General features: G+C 45.7%; 15 protein-coding genes, 1 riboswitch and 1 other annotated feature (1 of these 17 running past the window's edge). All 15 genes read left to right on the top strand.

Annotated elements, in window-relative coordinates:
- Window positions 1-89 (top strand) — a binding site (T-box leader) (it extends 138 nt beyond the left edge of the window).
- Between the two features lie 52 nt (window positions 90-141).
- Entirely contained in the window at window positions 142-2907 is a 2766-nt protein-coding gene (gene ileS / locus M1D94_RS12975) for an isoleucine--tRNA ligase (protein WP_041850853.1), read from the top strand.
- A 143-nt stretch (window positions 2908-3050) separates the two neighbouring features.
- A complete protein-coding gene (ylyA, locus tag M1D94_RS12970) occupies window positions 3051-3425 on the top strand; it encodes a sporulation-related RNA polymerase-binding protein YlyA (RefSeq protein WP_014476755.1) in 375 nt (124 codons plus the stop codon).
- Between the two features lie 102 nt (window positions 3426-3527).
- Window positions 3528-3992 (top strand): signal peptidase II, encoded by a 465-nt coding sequence (gene lspA / locus M1D94_RS12965; protein WP_003245047.1) that lies wholly within the window; start codon window positions 3528-3530, stop codon window positions 3990-3992.
- A gap of 1 nt (window position 3993) precedes the next feature.
- A complete protein-coding gene (locus tag M1D94_RS12960) occupies window positions 3994-4905 on the top strand; it encodes an RluA family pseudouridine synthase (protein WP_003245307.1) in 912 nt (303 codons plus the stop codon).
- Window positions 4906-5087: 182 nt separating this feature from the next.
- The gene (gene pyrR, locus M1D94_RS12955; RefSeq protein ID WP_003232127.1) at window positions 5088-5633 is read left to right on the top strand and encodes a bifunctional pyrimidine operon transcriptional regulator/uracil phosphoribosyltransferase; all 546 of its coding nucleotides are present in this window, start codon (window positions 5088-5090) and stop codon (window positions 5631-5633) included.
- Window positions 5634-5806: 173 nt separating this feature from the next.
- A complete protein-coding gene (gene pyrP, locus M1D94_RS12950; RefSeq protein ID WP_003221479.1) occupies window positions 5807-7114 on the top strand; it encodes a uracil permease PyrP in 1308 nt (435 codons plus the stop codon).
- A gap of 145 nt (window positions 7115-7259) precedes the next feature.
- Window positions 7260-8174, top strand: coding sequence for an aspartate carbamoyltransferase catalytic subunit (locus M1D94_RS12945; RefSeq protein WP_003245123.1), 915 nt, complete (start codon window positions 7260-7262; stop codon window positions 8172-8174).
- Window positions 8158-9444 carry a dihydroorotase gene (locus tag M1D94_RS12940; protein WP_172849776.1) on the top strand — a complete coding sequence of 429 codons (1287 nt, stop codon included), beginning with the start codon at window positions 8158-8160 and terminating at the stop codon, window positions 9442-9444. The genes M1D94_RS12945 and M1D94_RS12940 overlap by 17 nt, the downstream gene beginning before the upstream one ends.
- On the top strand, window positions 9441-10535 hold the full coding sequence (locus M1D94_RS12935) for a carbamoyl phosphate synthase small subunit (RefSeq protein ID WP_003232115.1): 1095 nt from the start codon (window positions 9441-9443) through the stop codon (window positions 10533-10535). The genes M1D94_RS12940 and M1D94_RS12935 overlap by 4 nt, the downstream gene beginning before the upstream one ends.
- Window positions 10520-13735 (top strand): carbamoyl-phosphate synthase (glutamine-hydrolyzing) large subunit, encoded by a 3216-nt coding sequence (gene carB / locus M1D94_RS12930; protein WP_131227402.1) that lies wholly within the window; start codon window positions 10520-10522, stop codon window positions 13733-13735. The genes M1D94_RS12935 and carB overlap by 16 nt, the downstream gene beginning before the upstream one ends.
- Window positions 13732-14502: a dihydroorotate oxidase B electron transfer subunit gene (gene pyrK, locus M1D94_RS12925; protein ID WP_032725668.1), complete on the top strand. Its 771-nt coding sequence runs from the start codon at window positions 13732-13734 to the stop codon at window positions 14500-14502. The genes carB and pyrK overlap by 4 nt, the downstream gene beginning before the upstream one ends.
- A complete protein-coding gene (locus M1D94_RS12920; protein ID WP_103803460.1) occupies window positions 14502-15437 on the top strand; it encodes a dihydroorotate dehydrogenase in 936 nt (311 codons plus the stop codon). Before pyrK ends, M1D94_RS12920 begins: the two co-directional genes overlap by 1 nt.
- Window positions 15406-16125: an orotidine-5'-phosphate decarboxylase gene (pyrF, locus tag M1D94_RS12915; RefSeq protein ID WP_003232107.1), complete on the top strand. Its 720-nt coding sequence runs from the start codon at window positions 15406-15408 to the stop codon at window positions 16123-16125. Before M1D94_RS12920 ends, pyrF begins: the two co-directional genes overlap by 32 nt.
- Window positions 16122-16754, top strand: coding sequence for an orotate phosphoribosyltransferase (pyrE, locus tag M1D94_RS12910; protein WP_015715860.1), 633 nt, complete (start codon window positions 16122-16124; stop codon window positions 16752-16754). Before pyrF ends, pyrE begins: the two co-directional genes overlap by 4 nt.
- Window positions 16755-16898: 144 nt before the next feature.
- Window positions 16899-17004, top strand: a riboswitch (SAM riboswitch).
- A gap of 164 nt (window positions 17005-17168) precedes the next feature.
- Window positions 17169-17870, top strand: coding sequence for a phosphoadenylyl-sulfate reductase (locus tag M1D94_RS12905; protein WP_003221498.1), 702 nt, complete (start codon window positions 17169-17171; stop codon window positions 17868-17870).
- Window positions 17871-17875 lie beyond the last annotated feature (5 nt).

The following is a 17875-nucleotide window of genomic DNA, read 5'->3' as shown; positions in this document are numbered from 1 at the left end:
TCATCACGTTACGATGCTCAAGAGGAAAAAGTGTATGCTTGCTTTTTCTAAAAGGGTGGTACCGCGAGATAAGCTTTCTCGTCCCTTATGGGATGAGAGGGCTTTTTTTATTTTCTGAAAAAATGCAGTGGAGGAATGAAAATGGATTTTAAAGACACGCTCTTAATGCCGAAAACAGATTTCCCGATGCGTGGAAATTTGCCAAACCGGGAGCCTGACATTCAAAAAAAATGGGAGGAAGAGGATATCTACCGTCTTGTTCAGGAACGGACGAAAGACCGCCCGAAATTTGTTTTACATGACGGACCTCCGTATGCAAACGGCGACATCCATATGGGCCATGCACTTAACAAGATTTTGAAAGACTTCATTGTCCGCTATAAATCAATGAGCGGCTACAACGCACCGTATGTGCCGGGCTGGGATACACACGGATTGCCAATTGAAACAGCTCTGACAAAAAACAAAAAGGTCAACCGCAAAGAAATGTCAGTAGCGGAATTCCGCAAACTATGCGAAGAGTACGCTTGGAAGCAAATCGAGGGACAGCGTGAGCAATTCAAACGTCTTGGTGTCCGCGGTGACTGGGAAAACCCATATGTGACATTAAAACCGGAATACGAAGCGCAGCAAATCCGCGTATTTGGTGAAATGGCAAAACGAGGCTACATTTACAAAGGCCTTAAACCGGTTAACTGGTCACCTTCAAGTGAGTCTGCTCTGGCTGAAGCCGAGATCGAATATCAAGACAAACGTTCAGCATCAATTTACGTCGCTTTTGGTGTAAAAGACGGAAAAGGCGTTCTTGAAAACGGCGAGCGCATCATCATTTGGACAACAACGCCTTGGACAATTCCGGCGAACCTCGGAATCTCAGTGCACCCTGATCTTGAGTACAGCGTGATTGCAGTAGGTGAAGACCGCTTTGTCGTAGCAAGTGCCTTAGTCGAAAATGTTGCATCGGCATGCGGATTTGATCAGTATGAAGTGACAAGAACGGTCAAAGGAAAAGACCTTGAGAACATTATCGCTGAACACCCGCTATATGGCAGAGACTCTCTCGTTATGCTTGGTGAACACGTAACAACTGATGCCGGAACAGGCTGTGTTCATACAGCGCCAGGACATGGGGAAGATGACTTTATCATCGGCCAAAAATACGGTTTAGATGTGCTTTGCCCGGTCGATGAAAAAGGTGTAATGACAAGCGAAGCTCCTGGCTTTGAAGGCATGTTTTATGATGATGCAAACAAAGCGATCACACAGCAGCTTGATGAAAAAGGCGCACTTGTGAAGCTTGAATTCATTACTCACTCTTATCCGCATGATTGGAGAACAAAAAAACCAACCATTTTCAGAGCGACAGCGCAATGGTTTGCGTCTATTAAAGATTTCAGATCAGACCTGCTGGATGCCATTAAAGAAACCAAATGGGTTCCTGAATGGGGCGAGCAGCGTTTGCACAACATGGTTCGGGACCGCGGAGACTGGTGTATTTCCAGACAGCGTGCGTGGGGCGTGCCGATTCCGGTATTTTATGCCGAAAATGGAGAACCAATTATTACGGATGAAACCATTGAACATGTTTCTGAATTGTTCAGACAGCACGGATCAAACATTTGGTTTGAAAAAGAAGCAAAGGATCTTCTTCCGGAAGGCTTTACGCATCCTGGCAGCCCGAACGGCACATTTACAAAAGAACAGGATATCATGGATGTTTGGTTTGATTCAGGCTCTTCACATCAAGCAGTGCTTGAAGAACGTGATGACCTCGTTCGCCCGGCTGATCTATACCTAGAGGGATCTGACCAATATCGCGGCTGGTTTAACTCTTCTCTTTCTACAGCAGTAGCCGTAACAGGGAAAGCGCCGTATAAAGGTGTGCTCAGCCATGGGTTCGCACTGGATGGAGAAGGACGCAAGATGAGTAAATCAATCGGTAACGTTGTTGTTCCGGCTAAAGTTATGAAACAGCTTGGTGCCGACATCTTAAGATTATGGGTATCTTCAGTGGATTATCAGGCGGACGTTCGCGTGTCTGACGCCATTCTAAAGCAGGTTGCGGAAGTATATCGTAAAATCCGCAACACGTTCCGTTTCCTTCACGGCAACCTTTTCGATTTTGATCCAAAAACAAATGCGGTGGCTGTCGAAGATCTTCGTGAAGTGGATCAGTATATGCTGATTAAGCTGAACAAGCTGATTGATAAAGTGAAAAAAGCGTATGATGAGTACGAATTTGCGGTTGTGTATCACAGCATTCATAATTTCTGCACAATCGAATTGAGCTCATTCTACCTTGATTTTGCAAAAGATATTGTCTACATCGAGCATGCGGATCATCCGGATAGACGCAGCATGCAGACAGTATTCTACGAAACGCTTCTTGCATTAGTGAAGCTTTCAGCGCCTATCCTTCCACATACGGCAGACGAATTGTGGTCTCATTTAACATTTGTTGAAGAGCAGAGCGTTCAGCTGACCGATATGCCGGAAACAATCGCGGTTCCAAACAGTGAAGTGACTGAAGAAAAATTTGACCGCTTTATGGCTCTTCGTGATGACGTGCTAAAAGCGTTAGAAACTGCGCGAAATGAAAAAATTATCGGTAAATCTTTGGAAGCAAACCTGAAATTGTATCCAAACAAAGAAAACAAAGAGCTCTTGGCTTCCATAAAAGAAAACCTTTCTCAGCTGTTTATTGTGTCTGAACTGACAATCAGCGAAGAAAATGATGCGCCGAACGATGCGCAAAGCTTTGCGACGGGTAAAATCGCTGTCGAGAAAGCGGAAGGCGAAATGTGTGAGAGATCACGTGTGATTTCAAAAGATGTAGGTGCAAATCCGAAATATCCTACACTTTCATTACGCAACGCTGAAATCGTTGAAAAATACTATCAAAAATAATGAAAAGGGCCCGGCGTAAAAGCCGGGCTTTTTTTGTGCCAAGAGTGACATCCTTTAGAACGGCAGGAAAAATCTTATGGGCTTTAGATCATCATTCATAGGCAACAATAAAGGTACTACGTTAAGAGCAGGAGTTGTGAAGAATGAATGATCAACTGACCGCAATTTATACGGAACTTCTTCTGATGAAAGAAGAATTACAGTCGAGATTATTTGAGTATTCTTGCTTTCAGGTTTCTACAAGCCCGCAAGCAGCAATCAATCATAAACAAAAAGCAACTCTGATCTATCATATTAAAGAAGAGCTTCAAGACGTTCTCCTTGCATTGTCAAAAATCGAAAACGGCACATTCGGATACTGTGAAGAAACAGGGGCCCCCATTCCTCTTTCAAAGCTGGCGGTGCTGCCGACGGCCCGAACAGCAAACGATTTTCTTTATTCTGTCCAATTTGAGAAAAAAACGCTTCCGATATGGAAATCAACGGATATCGAATATGGTCAGGCACTGTATGAATAACAGTGTCTGGCTGGTTAATATGCCTGATATTTCTTTACTCCAGTGCTTTTTATTGATAAAATGCATAATGGATTAAAGTAACCGTAAACTGGAGGAACGTTTGTGCTGTATTATATGATTGCACTACTTATTATTGCAGCCGATCAATTGACAAAATGGCTAGTTGTTAAGAACATGGAACTTGGCCAAAGCATTCCGATCATTGATCAGGTATTCTATATCACCTCCCATCGCAATACGGGTGCTGCATGGGGGATATTAGCGGGTCAAATGTGGTTTTTCTACCTCATAACAACCGCTGTTATTATTGGTATTGTTTATTACATACAGCGTTATACAAAGGGACAAAGGCTTCTTGGCGTTGCCCTCGGACTTATGCTTGGCGGTGCCATCGGCAACTTTATCGATCGGGCTGTCAGACAGGAAGTTGTGGATTTTATCCATGTTATTATTGTCAATTACAATTACCCGATATTTAACATCGCGGACTCTTCACTATGTGTCGGCGTAATGCTTTTATTTATACAAATGCTGTTGGACAGCGGGAAAAAGAAAAAGGAGCAATAGCATGAATCAAATTGATATAACCGCTTCAGAAGAACAAAAAAGTGAGCGGATTGATAAATTTTTGGCATCGACTGAGAATGATTGGTCAAGAACCCAGGTTCAGCAATGGGTAAAAGACGGACAGGTTGTCGTGAACGGAAGCGCGGTGAAAGCGAATTATAAAATTCAGCCGGGTGATCAGGTGACCGTCACTGTACCCGAACCGGAAGCGCTCGACGTCCTGGCAGAGCCTATGGATCTGGATATTTATTATGAGGACCAGGATGTGCTGGTCGTCAACAAACCTCGCGGAATGGTTGTTCACCCAGCACCCGGGCATCTTACGGGCACACTTGTAAACGGCCTTATGGCTCATTGCACAGACCTTTCCGGAATAAATGGCGTGATGCGTCCGGGTATTGTTCACAGAATCGATAAGGACACGTCCGGTTTATTAATGGTGGCGAAAAATGATATGGCGCACGAGTCACTTGTAAACCAATTGGTCAACAAAACGGTCACGCGGAAATATACGGCAGTTGTCCACGGGCTTATTTCTCACGATGATGGCACAATTGACGCGCCGATCGGACGAGATAAGAAAGACCGTCAAAGCATGACTGTGACACGTGATGGCAAAAACGCTGTCACTCATTTTCATGTACTAGAGCGTTTTCAGGATTTTACGTTAGTGGAATGCCAGCTTGAAACAGGGAGAACCCATCAAATTCGTGTTCATATGAAATATATCGGATTCCCATTAGCAGGCGATCCGAAATACGGCCCAAGAAAAACAATCGACTTTAATGGCCAAGCGCTTCACGCGGGAGTTTTAGGTTTTGACCATCCACGAACAGGAGAATATGTCGAATTTGAAGCGCCGCTTCCTGAGGATATGGCAGAATTAATCGAAAACCTCAGAAAAAACGGTTGACAGAGGGTTTCTTTTCTGAAATAATAAACGAAGCTGAATAGATTCTTTAAAACAGTCCAGAGAGGCTGAGAAGGATAACGGATTGACGGGATGCGTGTATAGGCGCGCACCTTGTCCTAAAACCCCTCTATGCTCTGGCAGGAGGGGTTTTTTCTTCTATATGAACTGTGAGGTGTCACACATTGAATCAAAAAGCTGTCATTCTCGACGAACAGGCAATCAGACGGGCGCTGACCAGGATTGCTCACGAAATGATCGAACGCAATAAAGGAATGAATAACTGCATCCTTGTCGGCATTAAGACAAGAGGGATTTACCTGGCAAAACGCCTTGCGGAACGCATTGAACAGATTGAGGGAAATCCTGTTACAGTCGGTGAAATTGATATTACTCTTTACAGAGACGATCTTTCTAAAAAAACGAGCAACGATGAACCGCTTGTAAAAGGTGCAGATATTCCGGTAGATATTACAGATCAAAAAGTCATTCTCGTTGATGATGTTCTGTATACCGGAAGAACAGTCAGAGCAGGAATGGATGCGCTTGTTGATGTAGGCAGACCTTCCTCCATTCAGCTTGCAGTGCTTGTGGACAGAGGACACCGGGAGCTGCCGATCCGAGCGGATTATATCGGGAAAAACATCCCGACATCAAAGTCTGAAAAGGTTATGGTTCAGCTTGATGAGGTAGACCAAAACGATCTCGTCGCCATTTATGAAAACGAATAATAGATCACCTTTTTAAGGGCAATCCAGAGAGGTTGCAAAGAGGTGCACAACAAAGGCCCAAAAAGCATTCGGCAGGTCTTTGTATGCCTCTTTGCGTAAAAAAGCAAAGAGGTTTTTTTATACAGTCATTGAGTCATCCTAAAATGAAAGTCAACAATCAGGGGGAAATCATCATGAGTAAGAAAAAAGTAAATTTAGGGGTCAGGGATGTCCCGACACCTTTCTCTTGGGTTTCATTCAGCCTTCAGCATTTGTTTGCCATGTTTGGCTCAACCATTTTGGTTCCGAAGCTCGTCGGAATGAGTCCTGCTGTGGCGTTGGTGACAAGCGGCATCGGAACACTGGCGTACCTTCTTATTACCAAAGGACAAATTCCGGCGTATCTCGGTTCATCCTTCGCCTTTATTTCTCCGATCATTCTGGTAAAAGCGACCGGCGGGCCGGGAGCGGCAATGGTTGGAGCGTTTCTTGCAGGGCTGGTGTACGGGCTGATTGCCTTATTGATTAGGCAGCTTGGAACAGGATGGCTGATGAAGATTCTCCCGCCTGTAGTCGTAGGGCCTGTTATTATCGTCATCGGGCTGGGACTGGCAAGCACTGCGGTAAACATGGCGATGTATGCTGATCCAAACGCGAGTGAGTTGGTCTATAGCTTAAAGCACTTTAGTGTCGCAGGAGTTACGCTGGCAATTACGATTATTTGTGCGATTTTCTTACGAGGGTTTCTAAGCCTGATTCCGGTTCTGATTGGAATCATTGGCGGATACCTGTTCGCCCTTACTCAAGGGATTGTCAACTTCCAGCCGGTGCTTGACGCGAAATGGTTTGCAGTGCCTGAATTTATCATTCCGTTCAAAGATTATTCACCGTCAGTTACACTCGGCATCGCAGCCGCAATGGTTCCTGTCGCATTTGTCACAATGTCAGAGCATATCGGCCACCAAATGGTGCTGAGCAAGGTTGTCGGACAAGACTTCATTAAAAAGCCAGGTCTTCATCGCTCTATTATGGGTGACAGTGTGGCGACAATCCTCGCTTCCCTGATCGGCGGCCCTCCGACAACGACTTACGGAGAAAACATTGGCGTGCTGGCCATCACAAGAGTATTCAGCGTCTTTGTCATCGGGGGCGCGGCAGTGATTGCCCTTTGCTTCGGCTTTATCGGCAAAATTTCAGCGCTGATCAGTTCAGTGCCGTCAGCGGTCATGGGAGGCGTCTCCTTCCTGCTGTTCGGAATCATTGCTTCAAGCGGCCTGAGAATGCTGATTGACAACAAAATTGATTATGAAAACAACAGAAACCTCATTATTACATCAGTTATCCTTGTCATCGGTGTAGGAGGCGCTTTTATCCAAGTGTCTCAGGGCGGATTCCAAGTGTCAGGAATGGCGCTTGCCGCAATTGTCGGTGTCATCTTAAACCTGATTCTTCCGCAGGCGAAGGAAGAGCAGGCAGACACATCTGAACAACATCATATTTAAAACCTTTTAATGAAAGTCCAGAGAGGCTTGGAAGGGTTATGAAGAGAAGGAAGCTTCAATGCTGCCCTCTATTTAACCATACCCCGAGTCTATCTTAGACCGGGGTTTTTTTTCAGCCTTAAGTTGAAAAGAGAGGGGAAAGAACATGAAGCATTTAACGACGATGAGTGAACTTAGCACTGAGGAAATCAAAGATTTGCTTCAAACAGCACAAGAGCTCAAAAGCGGAAAAACAGACAATCAGCTTACAGGAAAGTTTGCAGCAAACCTGTTTTTCGAACCGAGCACGAGAACGCGGTTCAGCTTTGAGGTCGCAGAAAAAAAGCTGGGCATGAATGTGCTTAACCTTGATGGAACAAGCACAAGCGTGCAAAAAGGCGAAACCTTATATGACACGATCCGGACGCTTGAATCAATCGGTGTGGACGTCTGCGTCATCAGGCACAGTGAGGATGAGTATTATGAAGAGCTTGTCAGCCAGGTGAACATTCCGATTCTGAATGCGGGAGACGGGTGCGGCCAGCATCCAACACAATCACTGCTTGATTTAATGACGATTTATGAAGAGTTCAATACGTTTAAAGGGCTTACCGTCTCCATTCACGGCGACATCAAGCATAGCAGAGTGGCAAGGTCAAATGCGGAAGTGTTGACAAGATTGGGTGCCCGGGTCCTATTTTCCGGCCCTTCGGAATGGCAGGATGAAGAAAATACATTCGGCACGTATGTCTCAATGGATGAAGCAGTTGAGTCTTCCGATGTTGTCATGCTGCTGCGCATTCAAAATGAACGACATCAGTCCGCTGTCAGTCAGGAAGGCTATTTAAACAAATACGGCTTGACCGTAGAACGGGCTGAGCGTATGAAGCGGCATGCGATCATCATGCATCCTGCTCCGGTAAACAGAGGAGTGGAGATTGATGACAGCTTAGTAGAAAGCGAAAAATCAAGAATCTTCAAGCAAATGAAAAATGGCGTATTTATCAGAATGGCAGTGATACAGCGTGCCTTACAAACCAATGTGAAAAGAGGAGAAGCAGCGTATGTCATATCTCATTAAAAACGGCTGGATACTAAACGAAAATGGTGAAAAAACACAAGCGGATATCCGAGTGACTGGAGAAACCATCACCGCAATCGGCAAGCTTGATGCAACGGATAATGAAACGGTAATTGATGCAAAAGGTTTGCTCGTTTCACCTGGGTTTGTTGATCTCCACGTGCATTTCAGAGAGCCGGGCGGAGAGAAAAAAGAAACTATTGAAACCGGGGCAAAAGCAGCGGCACGCGGCGGCTATACTACAGTAGCAGCAATGCCGAATACGCGGCCGGTTCCTGATACAAAGGAGCAGATGGAATGGGTGCAAAACAGAATTAAAGAAACATCATGCGTAAGAGTTCTTCCATATGCATCCATTACGATCAGACAAATCGGCGATGAAATGACAAACTTTGAAGCGTTAAAAGAAGCCGGGGCATTTGCTTTTACAGATGACGGCGTTGGTATACAGACAGCAGGAATGATGTATGAAGCGATGAAACGGGCAGCCGCAATTGACAAAGCGATTGTTGCACATTGCGAGGACAACTCCTTAATTTACGGAGGGAGCGTACATGAGGGGACATTCTCCAAAGCGAACGGACTAAACGGCATTCCTTCTGTGTGTGAATCGGTTCATATTGCTCGCGATGTGCTGCTGGCTGAGGCGGCAAACTGCCATTATCATGTATGCCATATCAGCACAAAAGAATCTGTCAGAGTTGTACGCGATGCGAAAAAAGCGGGAATCAGAGTGACAGCAGAAGTATCGCCGCATCATTTGCTGCTTTGTGATGAGGACATCCCGGGGCTGGACACAAACTATAAAATGAATCCTCCGCTCCGCAGCCCAGAAGACAGAGCTGCTTTAATTGAAGGTCTTTTAGACGGAACAATTGATTTTATCGCAACAGACCATGCACCGCATACGGAAGAAGAGAAGAACACAGAAATGAAGCTGGCGCCATTCGGAATTGTCGGCTTAGAAACAGCATTCCCGCTTCTTTACACACACTTTGTCAAAAATGGCAGCTGGTCACTGAAGCAGCTGATTGACTACATGACAATCAAGCCATGCGAAGCGTTCGGTCTCCCATATGGAACATTACAAATGGGGCAAGCTGCGGACATTACGTTAATCGATTTAGAAAAAGAAGCAGTTATAGACAAAGAGACATTTTTATCAAAAGGAAAAAATACACCATTCAACGGCATCAGTTGCACCGGCTGGCCGGTCGCTACAATTGCGGCAGGGAAGCTTGCTTATGAAGAGGGGAGACTTGTCAAATGAAGAGACGATTAGTACTGGAAAACGGAGCGGTATTCGAGGGAGAAGCCTTCGGAAGCTTAGAACACAACATGGGAGAAGTCGTTTTTAATACTGGGATGACAGGCTATCAGGAAATTTTATCTGATCCTTCTTACTGCGGACAGATCGTAACATTAACATACCCGCTTATCGGAAATTACGGCATTAACCGTGATGATTTTGAATCTATTACCCCTTTTGTCAAAGGGCTGATCATCAAAGAATTATGTGAGCTGCCTTCCAACTGGCGTTCAGCATACACCTTAGACGAGTATTTAAAAATGAAAAATATTCCCGGACTCCAGGGGATTGATACAAGGAAGCTGACAAGAATGATCCGCACGGCAGGCGCGCTAAAAGGAACATTCGCTTCATCTGATGAAGATATCGAAGCAGTGCTGAAAAGACTGAACGAAACGGAATTGCCAAGAAATCAAGTATCCCAAGTATCAGCAAAAACAGCATATCCGAGCCCGGGAAGAGGCAAACGCATTGTCTTGGTTGACTTCGGCATGAAACACGGGATTCTAAGAGAGCTGAACAAACGGAAATGTGACGTCATCGTTGTGCCTTACAACATTACAGCGGAAGAGGTGCTTCAGCTGAAACCGGACGGTATCATGCTTTCTAACGGACCTGGAGACCCGAAGGATGTGCCTGAAGCGATTGAAATGATTAAAGGTGTTCTTGGAAAAGTGCCATTATTCGGAATATGTCTTGGCCACCAATTATTCGCGCTGGCGTGCGGGGCGAATACTGAAAAAATGAAATTCGGCCACAGGGGCTCAAACCACCCGGTAAAAGAGCTGGCTACAGGAAAAGTTGCCTTAACATCTCAAAACCATGGATATACAGTTTCGTCTATCAGTAAAACAGAACTGGAAGTGACGCATATCGCAATTAACGACGATACGATTGAAGGGCTGAAGCATAAAACATTGCCGGCATTTACGGTTCAATATCATCCCGAAGCCTCACCTGGTCCTGAGGATGCCAACCATCTATTTGACAGATTCATCGAAATGATCGAAACAACAGAGAAAGAAGGGGAAGCGGTATGCCAAAACGCGTAGACATTAACAAAATTTTAGTAATCGGATCTGGACCGATCATCATCGGTCAAGCAGCAGAATTTGACTATGCGGGAACACAAGCCTGTCTTGCTTTGAAAGAAGAAGGCTATGAAGTCATCCTTGTCAACTCAAACCCTGCCACGATCATGACAGATACAGAAATGGCTGACCGGGTTTATATCGAACCGCTCACACCTGAATTCCTGACACGAATCATCAGAAAAGAGCGCCCAGATGCCATTCTTCCTACACTCGGAGGCCAAACCGGTTTGAATCTTGCGGTTGAGCTTTCTGAAAGAGGTGTTCTGGCAGAATGCGGCGTCGAAGTGCTTGGCACAAAACTGTCTGCGATTCAGCAAGCTGAAGACCGTGACTTGTTCAGAACATTAATGAATGAACTGAACGAACCGGTGCCTGAAAGTGAGATTATCCACTCCCTTGAAGAAGCAGAAAAATTCGTCAGTCAAATTGGATTCCCTGTCATTGTCCGCCCGGCATATACATTAGGCGGAACAGGCGGAGGCATCTGCTCGAATGAGACAGAGTTAAAAGAAATCGTTGAGAACGGCTTGAAATTAAGCCCGGTACACCAATGTCTGCTTGAAAAAAGCATCGCCGGCTATAAAGAAATCGAGTATGAAGTCATGAGAGACAGCCAGGATCACGCCATTGTCGTTTGTAACATGGAAAACATTGATCCAGTTGGAATCCATACTGGAGACAGTATTGTTGTCGCGCCGAGCCAAACGCTCAGCGATCGCGAGTATCAGCTCTTGCGGAATGTATCGTTAAAACTGATTCGCGCGCTTGGGATCGAAGGCGGATGTAACGTCCAGCTCGCCTTAGATCCAGACAGCTTCCAATATTACATTATTGAAGTAAATCCGCGTGTCAGCCGTTCATCTGCTCTTGCATCAAAAGCAACGGGATACCCGATAGCAAAGCTCGCTGCTAAAATTGCAGTCGGACTTTCATTAGATGAAATGATGAACCCGGTGACAGGAAAAACATATGCAGCATTTGAACCTGCTCTTGACTATGTCGTATCCAAAATTCCGCGCTGGCCGTTTGATAAATTTGAATCAGCAAACAGAAAGCTTGGCACGCAAATGAAAGCGACAGGTGAGGTCATGGCAATCGGCCGCACGCTTGAAGAGTCATTGCTGAAGGCAGTGCGTTCGCTGGAAGCGGATGTGTATCATCTTGAATTGAAGGACGCCGCTGACATTTCAGATGAGCTTCTTGAAAAGCGAATTAAAAAGGCCGGTGATGAACGCTTATTCTACTTAGCTGAAGCGTACAGAAGAGGCTACACGGTAGAAGACCTCCATGAATTTTCCGCTATCGATGTCTTCTTCTTGCATAAGCTGTTCGGAATCGTACAGTTTGAAAAAGAATTGAAGGCCAATGCGGGCAATACGGATGTGCTGAGACGGGCAAAAGAACTCGGCTTCTCTGATCAGTACATTAGCCGCGAGTGGAAAATGAAAGAATCTGAGCTTTACAGCTTGAGAAAACAAGCGGGGATTGCGCCGGTATTCAAAATGGTAGATACGTGCGCGGCGGAATTCGAGTCAGAAACGCCATACTTCTATAGCACATACGAAGAAGAAAATGAATCTGTCGTTACAGATAAGAAAAGTGTGATGGTGCTTGGTTCGGGTCCGATTCGAATCGGTCAGGGTGTCGAGTTCGACTATGCGACGGTTCACTCTGTATGGGCAATTAAACAAGCAGGCTATGAAGCCATTATTGTCAACAACAACCCGGAAACCGTTTCAACAGACTTCAGCATCTCAGACAAGCTGTATTTTGAACCGCTTACGATTGAAGATGTTATGCACATCATTGACCTCGAACAGCCAATGGGCGTTGTCGTACAGTTCGGCGGACAAACTGCGATTAACCTTGCTGACGAGCTTTCTGCGCGCGGAGTGAAAATCCTTGGAACTTCATTAGAAGATTTAGACCGTGCAGAAGACCGGGATAAATTTGAACAAGCGCTTGGAGAACTTGGTGTTCCGCAGCCGCTTGGCAAAACAGCCACATCAGTTGATCAGGCGGTAAGCATCGCGAGCGATATCGGTTACCCGGTATTGGTACGCCCTTCCTATGTACTTGGCGGCCGGGCAATGGAGATTGTGTATCATGAAGAAGAGCTGCTTCATTACATGAAAAACGCAGTTAAAATCAATCCGCAGCACCCTGTATTAATTGACAGATACTTGACAGGAAAAGAAATTGAAGTCGATGCAGTATCCGACGGTGAAACAGTCGTCATTCCGGGAATTATGGAGCACATTGAACGTGCGGGCGTTCACTCCGGAGACTCAATCGCTGTTTATCCGCCTCAGTCTCTCACAGAGGACATCAAGAAAAAAATTGAACAATACACGATCGCATTGGCTAAAGGGCTGAATATTGTCGGTTTGCTCAATATTCAATTCGTCTTGTCGCAAGGCGAGGTGTACGTGCTAGAAGTGAATCCGAGATCAAGCAGAACCGTACCGTTTTTAAGCAAAATTACGGGTATCCCAATGGCGAATCTCGCAACAAAAATCATTCTTGGTCAAAAGCTGGCTGCGTTTGGCTATACAGAGGGCCTTCAGCCTGAACAGCAAGGTGTATTTGTAAAAGCGCCGGTCTTCTCCTTTGCCAAGCTGAGAAGAGTGGACATTACGTTAGGGCCTGAAATGAAATCAACAGGTGAAGTCATGGGGAAAGATTCGACACTTGAAAAGGCGCTCTACAAAGCCTTGATTGCTTCAGGTATTCAAATCCCGAACTACGGTTCCGTGCTTTTAACAGTAGCTGATAAGGACAAAGAAGAAGGGCTTGCCATTGCTAAGCGGTTTCACGCGATCGGCTACAACATTTTAGCGACGGAAGGAACGGCAGGCTACTTGAAAGAAGCTTCCATTCCAGCGAAGGTCGTCGGGAAAATCGGTCAGGATGGCCCGAACCTGCTTGACGTCATCAGAAACGGAGAAGCGCAGTTTGTCATCAATACGCTGACAAAAGGAAAGCAGCCGGCAAGAGACGGTTTTAGAATCAGACGTGAATCAGTAGAAAATGGTGTTGCCTGCCTAACATCTTTAGATACGGCAGAGGCGATATTGCGAGTGCTGGAAAGCATGACATTCCGTGCTGATCAAATGCCGGAAGTCAACACAAATCAGGAGGCGGCAGTCACTATATGAAAAAAGCGTATTTGACAGTATGTTCTAACCAGCAAATTGCAGACCGGGTGTATCAAATGGTTCTGAAAGGGGAGCTTGTCCAAGGGTTTACAACCCCTGGACAGTTCCTTCATCTTAAAGTGAGCGAAGCGGTTACGCCTCTTTTGAGAAGACCAATCAGCATCGCAGACGTCAACTTTGAAAAAAATGAAGTCACCATCATTTATCGGGTAGATGGGGAAGGGACAAGACTCTTGTCACTGAAGCAGCAGGGAGAATTTGTGGATGTCCTCGGGCCTTTGGGAAATGGCTTTCCTGTTAATGAAGTTCAACCCGGAAAGACGGCTTTGCTGGTAGGAGGCGGAGTAGGTGTGCCGCCTCTCCAAGAGCTGTCGAAACGCTTGAATGAAAAAGGGGTAAATGTCATCCACGTTTTAGGATTCCAATCGGCAAAGGATGTTTTTTACGAGGAAGAATGCCGGCAGTACGGAGACACGTATGTGGCAACAGCTGACGGAAGCTACGGGGAAACCGGATTTGTCACAGATGTGATTAAACGGAAAAATCTAGAGTTTGATATCCTCCTCAGCTGCGGGCCGACACCGATGCTCAAGGCGTTAAAACAGGAATATGCCCATAAAGAAGTATATCTGTCCATGGAGGAACGAATGGGCTGCGGAATCGGCGCATGCTTCGCGTGTGTGTGCCATACAAACGAAAGTGAGACATCCTATGTAAAAGTATGTCTCGACGGGCCTGTATTTAAAGCTCAGGAGGTGGCGCTGTAATGCTAGAGGTGAAATTGCCGGGACTTGATTTGAAAAACCCAATCATTCCTGCATCAGGCTGCTTCGGTTTTGGAAAAGAATTTTCACGTTTTTATGATTTGTCTTGTCTTGGAGCCATCATGATTAAGGCTACGACAAAGGAGCCGCGCTTTGGGAATCCGACGCCGCGGGTAGCTGAGACTGGTGCTGGAATGCTCAATGCGATCGGTCTCCAAAATCCGGGGCTGGATAGCGTGTTGCATAATGAGCTGCCGTGGCTTGAGCAGTTTGATACGCCGATCATTGCCAATGTCGCAGGTTCTCAAGTCGAGGATTATGTTGAAGTTGCAGAGCATATCAGCAAAGCGCCTAATGTTCATGCTCTTGAATTGAATATTTCCTGCCCGAATGTGAAAACAGGCGGAATCGCTTTTGGCACGAATCCTGAAATGGCTGCCGATTTGACAAAAGCGGTGAAAGAGGTTTCGAATGTACCCGTTTATGTGAAGCTTTCTCCGAACGTGGCCAATATCACAGAAATTGCATTAGCGATCGAGGAAGCGGGAGCGGACGGTCTTACGATGATCAACACACTAATTGGCATGAGACTCGATTTAAAAACCGGCAAACCGATATTAGCGAATAAAACAGGGGGACTTTCGGGTCCTGCTGTGAAGCCGGTTGCCATTCGCATGGTGTATGAAGTCAGCCAGATGGTCAATATCCCGATTATCGGAATGGGAGGCGTGCAAACGGCTGAAGATGCCCTGGAATTTCTTCTCGCGGGAGCAAGCGCAGTCGCTGTCGGAACAGCAAACTTTGTGAATCCTTTTGCATGTCCAGAGATTATTGAACAGCTCCCATCTGTTTTGCGCCAATACGGCTATCAATCAATTGAAGAATGCATCGGAAGGAGCTGGAATCATGAAAAACAACCTGCCCATCATCGCGCTTGATTTTGCATCAGCTGAAGAAACACTCGCGTTCTTAGCTCCTTTTCAGCAAGAACCGTTATTTGTAAAGGTTGGAATGGAGCTTTTTTATCAAGAAGGGCCATCGATCGTGAAACAATTAAAAGAAAGAAACTGCGAGCTGTTTTTAGATCTAAAGCTTCATGACATCCCGACTACTGTAAACAAAGCGATGAAGCGCCTTGCCAGTCTCGGAGTAGATCTCGTCAATGTTCATGCTGCCGGGGGCAAAAAAATGATGCAGGCAGCTCTCGAAGGCTTAGAAGAAGGTACGCCGGCTGGAAAAAAACGTCCGTCACTGATCGCGGTAACCCAGCTGACAAGCACATCTGAACAAATCATGAAAGATGAACTGCTAATCGAAAAATCTCTGATTGATACGGTTGTGCACTACAGCAAACAGGCGGAAGAGAGCGGACTGGATGGAGTGGTCTGCTCTGTTCATGAAGCAAAAGCCATTTATCAAGCGGTGTCGCCTTCATTTCTGACGGTCACTCCGGGGATCAGAATGTCTGAGGACGCTGCGAATGACCAAGTCCGCGTAGCGACGCCTGCTATTGCAAGAGAGAAAGGTTCATCAGCGATTGTAGTAGGACGCTCGATTACAAAAGCGGAAGACCCGGTAAAAGCCTATAAGGCTGTCAGACTTGAATGGGAGGGAATTAAATCTTGAAACAAATCATCGCAAAACATCTATTAGACATCCAAGCTGTATTTTTACGCCCGAACGAGCCGTTCACATGGGCAAGCGGCATTTTATCTCCAATCTACTGTGACAACCGCCTTACGCTATCTTTCCCAGAGGTCAGAAATGATGTCGCCTCAGGCATCAGCAAGCTTGTCAAAGAGCATTTTCCCGAAGCTGAAATGATTGCGGGAACAGCAACCGCGGGTATTCCTCATGCTGCTCTTGCGGCTGACCGTTTGAATCTTCCGATGTGTTATGTGAGGAGCAAGCCGAAGGCGCACGGTAAAGGCAATCAGATTGAGGGAGCTGTGCAAGAAGGGCAAAAAACAGTCGTCATTGAAGACTTAATCTCCACAGGAGGCAGCGTGCTTGAAGCTTGTGCAGCTTTACAAGCGGCCGGCTGTGAAGTGCTTGGTGTCGTCTCAATCTTTACGTACGGACTTCCTAAAGCGGAGGAAGCCTTCGCAAAGGCAGAACTGCCATACTACTCATTAACTGATTATGATACGCTCACAGAGGTCGCGCTTGAAAACGGAAATATTCATTCAGATGATCTAAAAAAGCTGCAAACATGGAAACGAAATCCCGAGTCAAAAGATTGGTTTAAAAAATAAAAAATAAATTCAAATGATGTAAAGAGGCTTCAAAGCCTTGCTGTACTTGAAAACAGGCTGTGGGGCCTGTTTTTTTATTAATCCTATAAAAAAAGTCGGGTTGACTTATGTTAGAATTGTGCTAAAATTTACTACAAATCTAAAAACTTATCAAGAGCGGCTGAGGGACTGGACCTATGAAGCCCGGCAACCTGCATAGTTTGTAAGGTGCTACTTCCAGCAAAATGAATTCCATTTTGAAAGATAAGGGCTGCATGCTGTTCCTGTCTTTCTTTCCGCCGGATTGAAAGTTTTTTATTTTAAGAGGAAAAAAGGCTGTCTGTGATATCAGCAGCCGCGAATCACATTACAATTGGGAAAAGACAACCGGCAGAAAGCTACTGTTTGTTTGTCTCCGAAAGGAGGAAAGAAGAAATGTTAACGTACGATAATTGGGAAGAACCAACGATTACATTTCCGGAAGACGATCCTTACAAAGGAGCGCTGTCAGTTTTAAAATGGGCATACGGCCATTACGGCAATCAGCTTGTTTATGCCTGCAGTTTCGGAATTGAGGGAATCGTTCTGATTGACTTAATTTATAAAGTGAAAAAAGACGCAGAGATTGTGTTTCTTGATACAGGACTTCATTTTAAAGAAACCTATGAAACAATTGAACGAGTGAAAGAGCGTTATCCGGGTCTTAATATCATCCTGAAAAAACCAGACCTCACCCTTGAGGAACAAGCCGAAGAACATGGTGACAAACTGTGGGAAAGAGAGCCGAATCAGTGCTGCTATCTTAGAAAGGTCGTTCCTTTAAGAGAGGCGCTTTCAGGACATCCAGCCTGGCTTTCCGGCCTGCGTCGTGATCAAGGGCCAAGCCGTGCCAATACGAATTTCTTAAACAAAGATGAAAAATTCAAGTCAGTAAAAGTTTGCCCGCTTATCCATTGGACTTGGAAAGACATTTGGAGATACACATCCCGGAATGAACTGGACTACAATCCGCTTCATGACCAAGGATATCCAAGTATTGGCTGTGCGCCTTGCACTGCTCCCGCTTTTACAGCAGAGGATTTGCGCTCAGGCAGATGGAATGGTATGGCGAAAACAGAATGCGGACTGCATGAATAAGGAGC

The sequence above is a fragment of the Bacillus sp. JZ109 genome (assembly GCF_053903135.1).
Note: the sequence above shows the minus strand (reverse complement) of the source record. Positions and strands in the feature narration are given on the sequence as shown.